The organism is Ensifer soli (genome assembly GCF_041928815.1).
In the GTDB taxonomy this organism is placed as follows: domain Bacteria; phylum Pseudomonadota; class Alphaproteobacteria; order Rhizobiales; family Rhizobiaceae; genus JBHFEI01.
In genome coordinates this window covers 1-14,922 of sequence record NZ_JBHFEI010000013.1, presented here as the reverse complement: position 1 = coordinate 14,922, position 14,922 = coordinate 1, and the positions used below count along the sequence as shown (strand labels likewise).

At 67.7% G+C, this 14,922-nt stretch carries 17 protein-coding genes and 1 pseudogene; 5 read left to right on the top strand and 13 right to left on the bottom strand.

Translation table 11 applies throughout. The features are described 5' to 3' along the window. Positions 1 to 2: 2 nt before the first annotated feature. The 13 genes from ACEVQ6_RS18320 to ACEVQ6_RS18260 form a co-directional block, all read right to left on the bottom strand. On the bottom strand, positions 3 to 812 hold the full coding sequence (locus tag ACEVQ6_RS18320) for an energy-coupling factor ABC transporter ATP-binding protein (RefSeq protein WP_374890489.1): 810 nt from the start codon (positions 810 to 812) through the stop codon (positions 3 to 5). Next, positions 799 to 1,650 (bottom strand): energy-coupling factor ABC transporter ATP-binding protein, encoded by an 852-nt coding sequence (locus ACEVQ6_RS18315; RefSeq protein ID WP_374890488.1) that lies wholly within the window; start codon positions 1,648 to 1,650, stop codon positions 799 to 801. The genes ACEVQ6_RS18320 and ACEVQ6_RS18315 overlap by 14 nt, the downstream gene beginning before the upstream one ends. After that, the gene (locus tag ACEVQ6_RS18310) at positions 1,641 to 2,426 is read right to left on the bottom strand and encodes an energy-coupling factor transporter transmembrane component T family protein (RefSeq protein WP_374890487.1); all 786 of its coding nucleotides are present in this window, start codon (positions 2,424 to 2,426) and stop codon (positions 1,641 to 1,643) included. The genes ACEVQ6_RS18315 and ACEVQ6_RS18310 overlap by 10 nt, the downstream gene beginning before the upstream one ends. A gap of 2 nt (positions 2,427 to 2,428) precedes the next feature. Next, the gene (locus tag ACEVQ6_RS18305; RefSeq protein WP_374890486.1) at positions 2,429 to 2,998 is read right to left on the bottom strand and encodes an ECF transporter S component; all 570 of its coding nucleotides are present in this window, start codon (positions 2,996 to 2,998) and stop codon (positions 2,429 to 2,431) included. 22 nt (positions 2,999 to 3,020) lie between these two features. Beyond that, positions 3,021 to 3,443, bottom strand: coding sequence for a PPC domain-containing DNA-binding protein (locus tag ACEVQ6_RS18300; RefSeq protein WP_374890485.1), 423 nt, complete (start codon positions 3,441 to 3,443; stop codon positions 3,021 to 3,023). Then, on the bottom strand, positions 3,440 to 4,879 hold the full coding sequence (locus ACEVQ6_RS18295) for an FAD-dependent oxidoreductase (RefSeq protein WP_374890484.1): 1,440 nt from the start codon (positions 4,877 to 4,879) through the stop codon (positions 3,440 to 3,442). Before ACEVQ6_RS18295 ends, ACEVQ6_RS18300 begins: the two co-directional genes overlap by 4 nt. Then, a complete protein-coding gene (locus ACEVQ6_RS18290; RefSeq protein ID WP_374890483.1) occupies positions 4,876 to 5,121 on the bottom strand; it encodes a (2Fe-2S)-binding protein in 246 nt (81 codons plus the stop codon). The genes ACEVQ6_RS18295 and ACEVQ6_RS18290 overlap by 4 nt, the downstream gene beginning before the upstream one ends. Then, positions 5,118 to 6,281, bottom strand: coding sequence for an NAD(P)/FAD-dependent oxidoreductase (locus ACEVQ6_RS18285; RefSeq protein ID WP_374890482.1), 1,164 nt, complete (start codon positions 6,279 to 6,281; stop codon positions 5,118 to 5,120). The genes ACEVQ6_RS18290 and ACEVQ6_RS18285 overlap by 4 nt, the downstream gene beginning before the upstream one ends. Beyond that, a complete protein-coding gene (locus ACEVQ6_RS18280) occupies positions 6,278 to 7,207 on the bottom strand; it encodes an ABC transporter substrate-binding protein (protein ID WP_374890481.1) in 930 nt (309 codons plus the stop codon). The genes ACEVQ6_RS18285 and ACEVQ6_RS18280 overlap by 4 nt, the downstream gene beginning before the upstream one ends. Positions 7,208 to 7,287: 80 nt before the next feature. Next, the gene (locus tag ACEVQ6_RS18275; RefSeq protein ID WP_374890480.1) at positions 7,288 to 8,286 is read right to left on the bottom strand and encodes an ABC transporter substrate-binding protein; all 999 of its coding nucleotides are present in this window, start codon (positions 8,284 to 8,286) and stop codon (positions 7,288 to 7,290) included. Positions 8,287 to 8,308: 22 nt separating this feature from the next. Beyond that, complete coding sequence (locus tag ACEVQ6_RS18270) at positions 8,309 to 9,109, bottom strand: ABC transporter permease (protein WP_374890479.1); 801 nt, start codon at positions 9,107 to 9,109, stop codon at positions 8,309 to 8,311. Beyond that, the gene (locus tag ACEVQ6_RS18265) at positions 9,099 to 9,911 is read right to left on the bottom strand and encodes an ABC transporter ATP-binding protein (RefSeq protein WP_374890478.1); all 813 of its coding nucleotides are present in this window, start codon (positions 9,909 to 9,911) and stop codon (positions 9,099 to 9,101) included. The genes ACEVQ6_RS18270 and ACEVQ6_RS18265 overlap by 11 nt, the downstream gene beginning before the upstream one ends. Then, complete coding sequence (locus ACEVQ6_RS18260) at positions 9,904 to 11,415, bottom strand: aldehyde dehydrogenase family protein (protein WP_374890477.1); 1,512 nt, start codon at positions 11,413 to 11,415, stop codon at positions 9,904 to 9,906. The genes ACEVQ6_RS18265 and ACEVQ6_RS18260 overlap by 8 nt, the downstream gene beginning before the upstream one ends. Before the next feature lie 159 nt (positions 11,416 to 11,574). Here ACEVQ6_RS18260 and ACEVQ6_RS18255 point away from each other — a divergent pair, with 159 nt between their 5' ends. The 5 genes and pseudogenes from ACEVQ6_RS18255 to ACEVQ6_RS18235 all read left to right on the top strand — a co-directional run bounded on the left by ACEVQ6_RS18255 (position 11,575) and on the right by ACEVQ6_RS18235 (position 14,832). Further along, positions 11,575 to 12,279, top strand: coding sequence for a GntR family transcriptional regulator (locus tag ACEVQ6_RS18255; RefSeq protein WP_374890476.1), 705 nt, complete (start codon positions 11,575 to 11,577; stop codon positions 12,277 to 12,279). A gap of 149 nt (positions 12,280 to 12,428) precedes the next feature. Beyond that, complete coding sequence (locus ACEVQ6_RS18250; protein WP_374890475.1) at positions 12,429 to 13,430, top strand: IS481 family transposase; 1,002 nt, start codon at positions 12,429 to 12,431, stop codon at positions 13,428 to 13,430. After that, positions 13,427 to 14,127 (top strand): annotated as a pseudogene (locus ACEVQ6_RS18245) (IS5 family transposase); the annotation flags it as partial. The gene ACEVQ6_RS18250 and the pseudogene ACEVQ6_RS18245, both read left to right, overlap by 4 nt. Positions 14,128 to 14,282: 155 nt before the next feature. Continuing rightward, the gene (locus ACEVQ6_RS18240) at positions 14,283 to 14,546 is read left to right on the top strand and encodes a recombinase family protein (protein WP_374890474.1); all 264 of its coding nucleotides are present in this window, start codon (positions 14,283 to 14,285) and stop codon (positions 14,544 to 14,546) included. Then, positions 14,452 to 14,832: a hypothetical protein gene (locus ACEVQ6_RS18235; protein ID WP_374890473.1), complete on the top strand. Its 381-nt coding sequence runs from the start codon at positions 14,452 to 14,454 to the stop codon at positions 14,830 to 14,832. Before ACEVQ6_RS18240 ends, ACEVQ6_RS18235 begins: the two co-directional genes overlap by 95 nt. Positions 14,833 to 14,922 lie beyond the last annotated feature (90 nt).

The window sequence follows — 14,922 nt, the reverse complement described above, 5'->3', positions numbered from 1 at the left end:
GGTCATGTCCTGGGGCTGGGCCGGGCAAGCCAGGCGTCGGCGAAGGCTGCGGGCGTCAGGCTGGGCGGCAGGCCGAGCGAGAGCGACAGGGCGAGGATGTCCGGCACCTCGACGCTCGCCTCCTCGACCCGCGCCGGCGCGGTGAAGAAATCGACGGGCGTCGTGTCGGCGGAAAGCCGTCCGCCGGAAAGCGCGATGACGCGGGTGGCGAGCTTCGCCACGAAGTCCATCTCGTGGCAGACGAGCACGATGCAGCGGCCGGCCTTCTGTTCCGCGCGCAGGATGGTCTCGAGCAGCCGCTTGCCGCTCGCGTCGAGCCCGCGCTGCGGTTCGTCGAAGAGCAGGACGGGCGTCTCGCTCGCCAGCACCGAGGCGATCGCGACGAAGCGGCGCCGTGCCTGGTCGAGATCGAGCGGATGGGTCGCCTGATGGGCGACGAGCCCTGTCCGCTCGAGCGCGCGGTCGACGCGGGCATCGCGCTCCGCGGGCGAGATCGGCAGGGTCTTCGGCCCGAACATCACCTCGTCGCGCACGGTGGCGTTGAACATCTGCTGTTCCGGCGTCTGGAAGATCGTGCCGATCGAGCGCGAGATGAGATGGACCGGCGTGTCCTTCGTGTTCTTGCCGTCGACCATGACCGTGCCGCGCGTCGGCTTGCGTAGGCCGTTGAGCAGGCGCAGCAGCGTGCTCTTGCCGGCGCCGTTGCGGCCGACGAGGGCGACGATCTCGCCGCCCTGCGCGGAAAAGCCGACGTCGCTCAGAACCTCGGCGCCGTCGCCGTAGCGGAATGCGACGCCGTCAACCGTCAACATGGGCGATCCTCCGGAAAGCGGCCTCGGCCTCGGCGAGCGTCAGCGGCAAGGGGTGGGTCTCGGGCCAGCGTCCCGCCGCCCGAAGCGCGAGCGCCGCCTCTGTGACCGCCGGCGCGCCGAAGATCTCAACCGTGCGCGGATGCGCGAGCACGTCCCGCGCCGTGCCGTCGACAAGGATCCGGCCGCCGTCGAGCAGGACGAAGCGCCGGGCGACCGCAAGCGCCGGTTTCAGCGCGATGTCGCAGAGCACCACGGTCATCCCTGCCGGCAGCCTGTTCAGCTGGTCGAGAAGGGCGTCGCGCGCTTCCGGATCGAAATTGCCGGTCGGCTCGTCGAGGACGAGCACGCGCGGATGCATCACCAGCGCGGCGGCGATCGACAGCCGCTGCTGCTCGCCGCCCGAGAGGGTGAAGGGATCGCGGTCGACGAGGTGGGCGAGATTGCAGACGGCGATCGCGTCGGCGGCGCGCCGGCGGATCTCGTCGGGCTGAAGCCCCAGATTGCCCGGCCCGAAGACGAGCTCGTCATAGACGGTGAAGGCGAAGCCCGACAGCTGCTGGGAGGGGATCTGGCCGACGAACTGGACCGCCTCGGCGCGCTCCAGCGCGCTCCATTCGCCCCAGGGCCTGCCCTCCGCCGTCAGCCGGCCGCCGGTCGCCGCCATGCCGGGGCGCGGCAGCCAGCCGGCGATCCACTGGGCGAGCGTCGTCTTTCCCGAGCCGTTGCCGCCGAGGATGGCGATGCGCTCGCCGGCGGCGATCGAAAGGGAGAGGCCGGCGAGCACGGCCGGGCCGCGGCCATAGGCGAAGACGAGGTCGTCGATCTCGATCAGAGCCATGCCGCGATCCCGATCTGGAGGGGGATGGCGGCGAGCAGCAGCCGGCGGATCCAGGGTTCCGCCGGCCTGTCGGCCGGCGCGTCGAGGACGATCCGGAAGGGCCTGGCGCGGAAGGCGCGCCCGTCGAGCACGGAGGCGCGATGGTCGAGATCGGCAAGGGCCAGCGTGACGAGCGGGATGAGCAGCGCCGGAAACGCCTTTGCCCGCATCATCCAGCTGCCGTCGAGGTCGAGGCCGCGCGCCTGCTGCGCGTCGCGGATCGCCCGGGCGCGCGCCGAGAAGGGTTCGAGCAGCAGCAGCGGGCTGGCGATGAGATAGGCGATGCCCGGCGGCACGCCGTGGCTGTCGAGCGATTTCAGCAGGACCGCCGGATGGGTGGTGGTGACGAACAGCATCGACGCGGCGAGCAGCGCCGCCACCCGGGCGACGATGCGCAGCATGTAGGCAAGCCCCTCCGGGCTCACCGAGACCAGGCCGTGGTCGATGCTGTCATGGCGCTCGATCAGGACGCCGTGGATGATGAAGAGGAAGGCCGCGAAGGGCAGCACGGTCAGCGCGAGGCGCTTGACGAAGGCCTTTCCGGCGCCGGCGAGGATGCCGAAGGAGAAGGTCGCGACGAAGATGGCGGCCGTGCCGGAGGGCGGCAGCATGAAGCTCGTCGCGGCCAGCCAGACAAGCCCGACCAGCTTGGTCAACGGATTGATCCGGTGAATGAAGCTGTCGCCGGGCACGTAGAGAAGGGCGTGTCCGGCGCCCGGGCCTGTCTGTCCGATCATGGTCAGGCGGCCTTCTGGTAGAAGGGGAAGCTCGCGGTGAAGCGGTTCGGCATGCGGCTCGCGATCACCCAGGCGATGACGCAGGTGAGGATCTTGTCGGCGAGGTTCGTCGTCAGATTGGCGACGGCGACCGAGTTCAGGAATTCCTGGCCGACGGAGATCAGGAAGGTGGTGGCGAAATCGGTGCCGGCGCCGGTGACGCCGCCGAACATGTAGACGATGATCGGAACGGCGACGATGGTGGAGAAGACCGCGATCACCACGCCGGAGACGACCGTCATGCCGATCGAGCGGAACCAGCCGATCTTGGCGAGATAGCCGGCGACGAGGCCGATGACCAGCGAGACCGGGAAGAAGGCCATGGCCGTCGGATCGGAGACGAGGCCCCAGATGACGTTGGTGAGCACGCCGGTGACGGCGCCGGCGAGCGGGCCGGCGAGGATGGCGACGAGGACGGTGCCGACGGCATCGACGTAAAGCGGCAGCTTCACCCAGACGGCGATCTGCCCGACCACGATGTTGATGACGATGGCGATGGCCATCAGGACGAGGGTACGCGTGTCGAATCTCATGTTCATTCCCCTTTTGTCGTGATTATTCGATGGCTTGGACGGCAAGCTCGTCATATCCGGAAAGCGCGCAGGCAACCCGCGTGAAGGCGAGGTCCTCCAGATGCGCGACGACGATCTCGGCGGTCGTGTAGACGCGGCAGCCGGGAAGCATGTGGCCGCCGAACATGCGGCCTGTCCCGTCCGACAGCGACAGGTGGACATGGGCGCCGGTGGGCTCGACCGTGCCGACCATCGACACGATCTCGAAATGGCCCCTGGACGGCGTGCCGTCCGGCTGGTTGGCATAGCGGATCACCGCGTCCGTCAGGCTGCCGACGACCGTGACGATCGCCACCGCCCTGAGGTCGTTGTCGCGCACGAAGCCCTGCAGGGCATCGAGAACGTCGGTGCCGGGAACGAGGCGGAACGCATAGTGGCGGGCGGTGCTTGGAATAGGTCTGGTCACGCGGTCTCTCCCGGTTTCGCGGCGCTTTCGTCCGCGTCGGCGGCAAGGTCGAGCGCCCTGTCGACGATCGACAGGGGCACGGGCCGCAGCGGCATGTGCGGACGGTTGTATCCGGCGGCTTCCGGCGTGCCGCCGCAGCGCGAGGTGACGATCCGCGCCAGCGCCGAGCCGCAGATGCGGCCCTGGCACGGGCCCATGCCGGCGCGCGTCCACATCTTCACGGAGAAGAGGTCGGTGGCGCCGTCGTCGATCGCCGCGTCGATCGACGACAGGGCGACATCCTCGCAGCGGCACACCACCTCGTCGCGCGGCAGGCTGTCGGCGAGGTCCGCCGGGAAGGGAAAGAGGGCAGCGAGGCGGGCGGCGAAGGCGCGCGCCCTCGTAAGCGCGCGCGCCTCGCCCATCCGTTGCGCGGCGGGCACGGGCCGTCCGGCGGCTTCCGCCGCGGCGAGGCCGGCCAGCCGGCCGCTGAGCCGCGCCGGAAGCGCGCCGCCGAGCCCCGTCGTCTCGCCGGCGGCGAAGAGGCCGGGGATGTCGGTCGCCTGGGTCTGCGGGTCGACCACGCAGTGCCAGCCGCCGAGCGTGGCGTCGAAATCGTGACGCGCCTTCAACAGGGCCGTCAGGTCGATCACCGGCTGGAAGCCGTAGCCGATGCAGAGCGTGTCGACGTCGTTGAGGCGGAAGGCCCGGTCGAGAACCGGCATGCCGTCGGCGCCGACCGGCGCGATCCGCACCGCCTCGACACGGCTCTCTCCCATCGCCTCGACGACGACATGGCCGAAATGCCGCCGGGCCCGCGTGCGGCCCAGTCCGCGCAGCAAGCCGAGCGCCTCGCCGATCCGGCCGGGATGGTGGAGGAAGGGCCCGAGAAAGCCCGGATCGGGCCGGCGGCGCTCGACATAGGCCGAAAGGCCGAGCCCCGCCTTGGCGAAAGTGTCGGCGACGGCGAGGAGGAAGGGCCCGGAGCCGGCCAGCACGACCTTGCGGCCCGGAGGGGTGCCGTTCGCCTTGATCAGCCGCTGCGCCGCGCCGGCCGCCATGACGCCCGGCAGCGTCCACCCCTTGAACGGGATCGGTCGCTCCATCGCGCCGCTCGCCGCGACGACGGCGGTCGCGCGGATCGTCAGGGCGCCCTCTCCCTGACGGGCATAGACCGTATAGCCGGGCTCGGCCCAGAAGACCTCCGCGTCGTTGACGAGGCGGACGCCGAGCGCCCGGCACCGCGCTTCGGCCGCCCGGCCCGCGACCACCTGCGGCGCGTCCTGGAAGGGGCTTTCCGCCGAGGCGGGCTGCATCGCATATTGCCCGCCGGCGCGCGGGTGGAGGTCGAGACAGACGACCTCGGCGCCGTTTTCGCGCGCGGCGATCGCGGCCGCAAGGCCCGCGGGACCCATGCCGACGACGAGCACGTCGCAGGCGAGCAACGCGTCGCTCATCGGCCGACCTCCACCGCCATGCCGTCGCGCACCGTCGTCACGCAGGCCCGCACCCTCTGGCCGTCCACGGTGACGACGCATTCGAAGCAGACGCCCATGCCGCAATAGAGGCCGCGCGGGGCGGCCTTTGCCGGGCTCAAGCGCAGCACCGCGCCGCGCGCATGCAGCACGCTGCCGAGCGTCACCCCCGGCGGCGCCGAGGCCGGCGCGCCATTGATGGAAAAGGACACGGGCGCGCTCATGCCGCAAGCTCCGGAAAGCGCGCGGGATCGTAGAGCGCGTCGCCTTCCGCCGGCGCGGCGCCGCGGACCAGCCGGCTGATCAGCCCGCCGAGAAAGGGGGCGCGGCAGAAGCCGGTGCCGTTGTCGCCGGCGGCGATCAGGAGGCCGTGGCGCGGCAGGCGGCCGGCGAGGAAACGGTCGTCGGGCGTCACCGCCTCGAAGCGCACCCAGGAGCGCAGCATCGGGATCCCGGCCAGGCTCGGAAACAGCATGCTCAGCGTGCGGATCGAATCCTGGACGAAGCGGCGCGGCACCTCGTTGATCCGGTCCCGCGCCTCGATCGGCGTCTCGGTCGCGGCCGTCACCGTGTTGAAGAGGATCTGGCCGCTTCCGGCCTGCTGGATCTGGGTATAGCCGCTCTCGACGCCGCCCGCCGTCTCGCAGGCCCCGACGACCGTGCGGATCGTCGACGGCGGCTGGCGGACCGAGGCGAGGCATTGCGCCTGGCGCGGCACGATCGGCAGGCTGATGCCGGCGGTCTGCGCCGCCTTGGCGGCCCAGGGGCCGGCCGCGAGCACGACATGGCCGGCCGCGATCGTTCCGCGTCCGGTCCGGATCCCGGTGACGCGATCGCCACTCGTGAGCAGGCCCAGCGCCTCGGTGGCGGGAAATGCGCGCAGCCCGACGCGGCGCCCGTCGGAAAGCAGCGCGCGCACGGCGAGGAAGGGATTGACCGTCGCGTCGCCCGGCGACCAGCTCGCGGCATGGATCGGCCCGGTCAGCAGCGGCTCGATCTCGCGCACCTCGCGCGGCGTCAGCAGTTGCGGCGGCAGGCCGAAGGCGCGTTCGCCGTCGATCCAGCGCCGGGCCACGGCCAGGTCCGCCTCGCGCAGGATGAAGCGCAGCTGGCCGCTGCGACTGTATTCGAACGGATTGCCGAGCTCGTCCGCGATCCCCGCCCACAGGGCACAGGCCTCGACGAGGACCGGCAGTTCCTCGAGATTGTGCATGTGGGTGCCGAGGCAGGCGAGGCTCGCGCCGCTGACGGCGCCGCCGAAGGCGCGCGCCTCGACCAGCACCGTGTCGAGGCCGTCCTTCGCGAGCTGCCGCGCGACCGCGGCGCCGACCACGCCGCCGCCGACCACCACCACATCCGCCGTGCCGGGAAGCGCCTCGCTCACGAAAAGCTCCTGGGACGGAATGCCTCGGGCGCGGCCTGCCAGAAGCGCGGGTCCGCCGTCGCGTGATGGACCACGGCCTTGCCCTCGACGGCGCGCAGCGCCTCGGCCGCCCGCGTCACATGGGCGGGATCCGGATAGCCGAGCCCGTGCGTCAGCGTCGCCCCCCGCAAGGCGAGTGCCCGGATGTCGGCGAGCTGGCGGCGCTGGTCGCCGGCGGTCATGTCGGGCCGTGCGGCGACGCAGGCCTCGACCGCCCGTTCCGGTTCGCGAAACGCGATCGTCCATCCCTCCAGCACCGCATCGACGACCGCCTGCACGACCTGGGGGTCGCGTTCGGTCAGCCTACGATCGACGACCAGCCCGTCCTTCAGCAGCGAGGCGCCGACATCGGCGGCGGAGAAGAGCGTCAGCCCGTCATGACCGAGCGCCGCCTCGACGACGTGGAGTTCGTGGTAGTTCGTCATCTGCGCCGAGGCGGTGTCGCCGGCGAGGAAGGGGCCGACCGTGTCGGGCATCTCGATGCGGGTGACCGCGTCGGGCGAAACGCCGGCACGCGCGAGCATCCAGCGGAATTCGAGGTCCTCGTGGCCCGGCCAGACGCCGACCTTCCGCCCGGAAAGGTCGGCGAGCTGCCGGATGCCGTCGGCCTTGCGGGCGGGATAGACGAGCGGGCTTTCCTGCTGGATGGCGAGCACGAAGCGCAGGTCGTCCGGCCGGGCGCTTTCGAGGATGTGCGACGGGCTCGCCACCGCCATCTGCGTTGCGCCCGCCAGCACGGCTGCGACATGCTTCAGGCTGAAATCGAGGCCCTCGCAGACGATCTCGACGCCGTGCCTGCGGGCGAGCCCCAGCCGTTCCGCCAGGAGATAGCCCGCGAACTGGGCCTGCTTGTGCCAGAGAAGGCGGATTCGCACGGTGGTCGTCATGGCTGCCTGCCTGATGGGAATGGCCTGATCGGGATGAAGGACGGTGACGGCGGGGCGCGAACGCCCCGCCGTCCGGGCGGTCACTGCGCGCAGTCGATCGACTTGTACTCGGCCGGCGCCTTCTCCCAGAACGCGTTGGTGAAGGCGGGCGCGAGGTCGATCGTCTGGTCGATCAGCTTCGCGTCGATCAGGATCTTCTGCGCGACCTCGTAGTTCTTCAGCTCGGACTTGCCGAAGGCGTTCTCCAGCGTCGGACCGGCGCAGAACAGGTCGCCCATCGCCTTGATCTGGTCGACCTGCTCCTCGAGCTTCAGCTCGCTGTTGTATTTCATCACGATCTTCGCGGCCGCTTCCGGATCGGCGAGCGCCTCCTTCCAGCCGCGCAGCGTCGCGTCGACGACCGCCTGCACCGCCTTCGGATTGCTGTCGATCGTCTCCTGCGTGGTGAACAGGCCGCCGCTGACGATCGAGGCCTCTTCCGGCGGATCGAGGAAGACGAGGTCGTCCTTCTTGTAGCCGTTGCGATAGACCTGCTGCAGCTCGTTATAGAGGGTGACCTGCATCACCTCGTAGTCCTTGTTCAGCCAGGAGATGATGTCGAAGCCCTGGCTGATGATCTTGACCTGTGACGGATCGATGCCGGCATTGGCGAGCATGGCGAGGAATTCCTGCTCGTCGCCGCCGAACCAGAGGCCGACGCTGTGGCCCGGCATGTCCTTGATCGAGGTGATGCCGGTGTCCTTGCGGGCGATGTAGGTGGTGGCGCTCTTCTGGCCGTGCTGGCTGATCATCACCAGCTTGGCGCCGTTGGCGCGGGCGGAGATCACCTGGTTCGGATGGCCGATGCCGAACGTGTCGGCGCCGGTCGCGACCGTGACCGAGGGCTTGATGTCGGGGCCGGCCGGCAGCAGTTCGAGATCGACGCCGGCCTCCTTGTAGTAGCCCTTGTCGAAGGCGAGGATCGGGCCGGCGAACTGGCCCTGCATCACCCATTCGAGGCGCAGGGTTTCGGCCAGCGACGGCAGGGCGGAGGCGGCCAGCGCCACGGAGGCGACCAGCGCCCGGATCAGCGTTTTCATCTTCGGTTCCCCATTGTTGTTTTCACCGACTGTCCTGGACGGAGGCGTGCCAGGGCACGAGGAGGCGCTCCAGGATCGCCACCAATGCAAAGAAAACGATGCCGAGCAGCGCCGACAGCAGCATGGCCGCCCACAGGCGCGGCATGGCGAGCGTGCGGTAGGAGGTCATGATGACGAAGCCGAGGCCCTTGTCGGCCTGGACGAACTCCGCGACGATCGCGCCGATCACGGAAAAGGTGACGTTGAGCTTCAGGCCGACGAAGATGTAGGGAAGCGCGCTCGGCAGGCGCATCTTGAAGAAGCGCTGCGGCCCGGTCGCGGCGGCGATGTGGAATACGTCCATCACCGTCCGGTCGTAGGACTGCAGGCCCTTCATCATGTTGAGCGCCAGCGGGAAGAAGGAGAGGAAGGCGGTGACCGCAATCTTCGCCCCCAGCCCGTGGCCGAACCAGATGATGATGATCGGCGCGACGGCGACGACGGGAATGGTGTTGGCGGCGATCACATAGGGCAGGATGCCGCGCGCGACGATCTTCGAATAGGCGAAGACCGTGCCGAGCAGGGCGCCCATCAGCGATCCGATCAGCGAACCGACCACCGCCTCGTAGAGCGTGATGCCGGCATGGCCGAACAGCGTCCAGGGATTGTTGGCGAGCGCCAGCCAGATGCTTGCCGGCGAGGGCAGCACGTAGACCGGAATGTCGAAGCCGCGCGTCAGCCCTTCCCATGCGGCGATCATCACGAGGAAGGTGACCGCCGGCGGCCAGATCTGGTCGAAGGCGCCGTCGGGAACGAAGAAGCGCTGCCGGAACCTAGGTGTCATGATACCCCTTCTCCAGTTCGGCGTTGCCGAGCCGCACGAGCGCGTCGAACCGCGGATCGTTGCGCACGTCCAGCCCGCGCGGGCGCGGCAGGGTCACGTCGATCAGCCGCGACACGCGGCCGGGGCGCGGCGTCATCACCACGATCCGGTCCGACAGCAGCACGGCCTCGCGGATCGAATGGGTGACGAGCACCACGGTGATGCCGGTCACCTCGTGGATGCGCGCGAGCTCCATGTTCAGACGATCGCGGGTGATCTGGTCGAGCGCGCCGAACGGCTCGTCGAGCAGCAGGATGCTGGGGTCGGTCGACAGCGCCCGCGCGATCGCGGCGCGCTGGCGCATGCCGCCCGAGAGCTGTCGCGGCCAGGCATCCTGGAAGCCGTCGAGGCCGACGAGCTGCATCAGCGCGTCCGCCTTGGCGAGCCGCTCCGTCTTGCCCGCCCCCCTCAGTTCGAGCGGCAGCGCGATGTTGTCGCGGATGCGGCGCCATTCCAGAAGGGCCGCCTCCTGGAAGACGAAGCCGATATCGCGGTTGAGCCGCGCCTCGCGCGGCGCCCGCGCGCCGATCGACACCTTACCCGACGTCGGCGACAGCAGGTCGCCGATGATGCGCAGCAGGGTGCTCTTGCCGCAGCCGGACGGGCCGATCAGCGAGATGAAGTCGCCCTTGCCGACGGTGACATGGATATCCGAAAGCGCGTGGACCGGCGTCGCGCCCCGCGCGGCATAGACGAGCTCCAGCGCCTCGACGCGCACGAGCGTCTCGCGCGCAGGACCTCCGGGCGGCGAGACCTCAGCCATAGCGATGGCCTCCCCCGAACCAGTCGCTGAACTGCTCGTCGGTGCGCACGACGACGCTGCTCTTGACGAGATAGCTCTTCAGCGCGTCCCAGCCGTTCTCCTTGCCGTAGCCGCTCGCGCCGAACCCGCCCCAGATCGAGCGCGGATCGTTCTTGTGGTGGTCGTTGATCCAGGTGACGCCGGCGCGGATCTTCGCGGCCACGCGGTGGGCGCGCAGCACGTCGCGGCTCCAGATCGAGGCGCCGAGCGCGAATTCGGAATCATTGGCGAGGTCCAGGGCGTGGGCCTCGTCGCGGAACGGCGTGACGCTGATGACCGGCCCGAAGACCTCCTCGCGGAAGAGCCGCATCGCCGGGGTGACGTCGGCAAAGACGGTCGGGGGAACGAAGAAGCCGTCGGCGAGCCCGGCCGGCAGCGACGGCGGAACGCCGCCGCAGACGAGGCGCGCGCCCTCGGCCTTCGCCTCCTCGATGAAGGCCATGCAGCGATCGCGGGACGCCGCCGAAATGACCGGCCCGACATCCGTCGCCATGACGGCGGGATCGCCGAGGGCGAGCTGGCGCACCCGGCCGGCCAGGGCCTCGACGAACGGCGCGTAGATCGATTCCTGCACGAGGAAGCGCGAGCCGGAGACGCAGGTCTGGCCGGAGGCGACGAAGGCGGAAAACAGCGCCCCGGCCACCGCCTCCTCGCAGGCCGAATCCTCGAAGATCACCACCGGCGTCTTGCCGCCGAGCTCCAGCGTGCAGGGCACGAGCCGTTCGGCGGCGGCGGCCGCCACGCGGCGGCCCGTCGCCGTACCGCCGGTCAGGTCGATGCGCGCCACATGCGGATCGGCGACCAGCGCCGCGCCGGCTGCCGCACCGCCGGTGACCACATTGACGACCCCCTTCGGAAAACCCGCCTCGGTCGCCCAGTCGGCGATGATCAGCGGCGAGACCGGCGCGAGCTCCGAGGGCTTGATCACCAGCGTGTTGCCCGCCGCGAGTGCCGCCGCGAGCTTCTTCACCAGGATCAGCACCGGGTGGTTCCACGGCGTCAGCAGGGCGCAGACGCCATAGGGGCGATAGTGGGTATAGGTGAGGAAACCGCCCTTGACCCGGTTCGACTCGCCTTCGAGGCCGAGCGCGATGCCGGCGAAATAGTCGAGCCATTCCGGGATGCGACCCATCTGGGCCTTCATTTCGCGAATGGGGCGGCCGGTGACGGCCGATTCGAGCTCGGCAAGCGGGCCGATGCGGTTTCCGATAATTTCGCCGAGGCGGCGCAGGAGACGCGCCCGGTCCCCGCTGTCGCTCGCTGCCCAGGCGGGGAAGCTTTCCGCGGCAAGGGCGCAGGCGGAGGCAACGTCCGCCGCCGTCGCCTCGCTGACCGTGCCGAGCGGAGCCCGGGTCGCGGGACTTGCCACATCGCGCCGTCCGCCCGCGCCGTCACGCCATTCGCCGCCCACATGCAACGGGAAATGCTGGGGGTCCTTGAGGGAAAGCGAAGGCTTGAACGGCATGGTCACTTTCTCTTTGGGTGGCACCCCGGCGGATGTCAGGGCGATTGAAACGATCGGAAATTCAGGCATACTGAATGCATTCATCGTGTATACATGAAAGCCTAACTATTTTGCATGTCGAATGCAAGCTCATAAAAACATCAGAATCGGGAGTGCCCCATGAAGCCCGCAAGCCTGCGCGGACCATCGCCGGAGACGGAACGGTCGATGAAGAAGACGGCGGGAGCGCTCGGCCGGGACATCAGCGCCGATCTCGAGACGCAGATCGTCGAGGGCCACCTGTCGCCGGGGGAGAAGCTCGACGAGGTCGCGCTCGGCAACCGTTATGCTGTGTCGCGCACGCCGGTGCGCGAGGCGCTGCGGGTGCTTGCCGCCAAGGGGCTGGTCCAGTTCGAGCCGCGTGTCGGCGCCATCGTGGCGCGGCCGACCGTGGGCGAGGTGATGGACCTCTTCGAGGTGGTCGCGGAAATGGAGGGCATCGCGGCGCGCCTTGCCTGCGAGCGCATGGAGGCGCTCGACCAGCGCATGATCGTCGAGGCCCACCGCGCCTGCCTGGAGGCGGCCTCGGCCTTCGATCCGGAAAAATACTATCGCACCAACGGCGACTTCCACGACGCCATCAAGCGGGCGGCGCACAATCAGGTTCTCTGGGACCAGATCGAGCTTCTGAACAAGCGCCTCTCGCCCTACCGCCGTTTCATCACCTTTCGCCCGGGCCGGACGGAAACGGCGATCCGGGAGCACGAGGCCGTCTACGAAGCGATCCTCGACCGGGACGGCGCTTCCGCTTCGGAAGCGATGCGCACCCATGTCCGTGTCCTCGCGGAGGACTCGCTCGCCCTGTCCCGCAGCCTGAGATTCTGACCCCCGACGTCGGACGGGTGATCCCGGCCGAAAAGTCTGGCCCGCTCGACAGCGACGTCGCCTTGAACAAGGTCAGCGGCGGTGCACCCTCGTTGTTTAGTCCCGGTATTTGATGGTGCATTGTTCAGCCAGGAATGGGGGGATGCGCTATGGGTCAAATTCTACACGGGAGCGCCCGCACGACAGAAGCAGTCTGTCGAGCGATACAACATAGTCAAGAGAGCCTGAGGGTTCTGGCGAAACGCTATGGGATCAAGCAGAAGACCGTAGCTAAGTGGAAGCGGCGCACAGCTGTGAAGGACCTGCCAACCGGTCCGAAAGACGCGCACTCGACAACACTTTCAATTGAAGAAGAGGCGATCGTCGTTGCCTTCCGCCGACACACGCTGCTGCCGTTGGATGACTGCCTCTACGCCCTGCAGGCTACGATCCGGCATTTGACCCGCTCGTCCCTACATCGATGCTTACAACGGCATGAGATCAGCCGATTGCCAGAAGTGACAGGGGACAAGGAACCGAAGAAAAAGTTCAAGACATACCCTATTGGGTACTTCCACATCGACATCGCCGAAGTACGCACGGCCGAAGGCAACCTCTATCTTTACTTAGCGATAGACCGGACCAGCAAGTTCGCCTTCGTCCAGTTGGTCACCAAAACAGGCAGGACATCGGCGTCCGCCTTTCTGGTCGCGCTGATTTCGGCGGTGCCTTACAAAATCCACACCGTCCTGACCGACAGTGGCATCCAGTTCACGTTCCCGCCGCGTTACGCCGATGGGCCGACTGCCACTTACATGATGCACATGTTCGACATGCGTTGCCTTGAAAACGGGATCGAGCACAGGCTCACCAAAATCAAGCATCCCTGGACCAACGGCCAGGTCGAGCGAATGAACCGAACGATCAAGGAAGCGACTGTCAAACGTTACCGCTACGACAGCCATGCCCAGCTAACCGCCCACCTTCATGACTTCGTTGACGCCTACAATTACGGCCGGCGGCTAAAGACGCTGCGCGGCCTGACGCCCTACGAATACATCTGCAAAATCTGGGCAACAGAGCCAAAACGGTTTAAACTCAATCCGCACCATCAAATACCGGGACTAAGATCGTCTAACAAAATGGGGTTTGGTGCGTTCAGGTTTGCATGAGCAAACCTCTTGTACCGAACGAACCCTGGGACGTGATTTCGCCCCTTCTGCTACTCGTGCCACCGCACCGGTCGAAAGCGGGGCGCCCTCGCTGCGATGATCGCAAGGCCTTGGCCGGGATCGTGTTCGTACTGCGCTCCGGCATCCCTTGGGAAATGCTGCCCCGGGAATTCGGGTGTTGCGGCATGACCTGCTGGCGACGCCTGTGCGACTGGCAGGCCGCCGGCGTCTGGGCGAAACTGCACCCTGTGCTTTTGGAGCGTCTGGCTGATGCCGATCGGCTCGACTGGAGCCGCGCCTGTCTTGACAGTGCCAGCGTCGCGGCCAAAAAAAGGGGGGCCGCACCGGCCCGAACCCGACGGACCGCGGCAGGCCGGGCACGAAACGCCACATCGTCGTCGGCCGCAACGGCACGACCCTCGGCCTGACCATCAGCGGGGCCAACCGCCACGACAGCATGATGCTTGCCGACACACTGGACACCATTCCCGCTGTCAGGCATGGGCGCGGACGACCCTGCAGACGCCCGCTCAATCTGCATGCTGACAAGGCCTATGATCATCGCCGCTGCCGTGCCGAATGTCGCGCAAGGTCCGTGATCCCACGTATTGGGAGGTGCGGCGTCGAAACGAGCCAGACGCTCGGTCGTCACCGCTGGGTCGTCGAGCGTATCTTCGCGTGGCTCAACCAGTTCCAGTGTGTTCGCGGCGCTGTGGGCGACTCTTCCGCGAAAGATGAAACGGGCGATTTATCCGTGATAGCATCGTCGCCAGAAGACGTTTCCGATGACAACCCAGATGAACTCACCCGCACGTTCCGCCGCATGGCGGAAACGCGTGGGCGAAGAAAGCGATGATAATGACGCCATTTCAGAGACAAAAAGCCGTTTTATATTGTAGGGTTAGCTCGGCCAAGCAGAGGATAGACGGTCACGGTCTCGCCAGTCAGGAACGCCGTTGCCGCGATTACGCGGCGATGAAAGGCTATGAGGTCGTCGAGGTGTTTCGCGACGATGTGAGCGGTGGCCACCCGCAACGACAAAGAGATGGGTGTGAAGAATGGCATGCTCGGCACCGTCGATACCGTGGATCAGGACCATGTCAGCGTTCTTCTTGACAGCGATGACGGCACGCCGCGTCGCGTTACTTTTGATCCGCAGCGCTATCGCAACTTCGATCACGGCTATGCGGTGACCATCCACAAATCGCAGGGCGCCACGATTGACCGCGCCTATGTGCTGTTCTCACGTACTATGGATGCGCCGCTCACCTATGTCGCCATAACACGACACCGAGATACCTTGCGGCTTTTCCTAAGTGGTGAAGACCGTCCAGAATGGGTTGTATCCAGTGCCGGGTTTCGGCAACAGCTCTTCAGGGTGCGTAACCTTGAGCAATCTTAGCTGCCGTCTGTTGGTTTGCACGCGGAACTGAGCCGGTTAGGCGCATAATTTCCATTGAGAATTGAGCCCTGTGAACCTTCCCCCAACGCG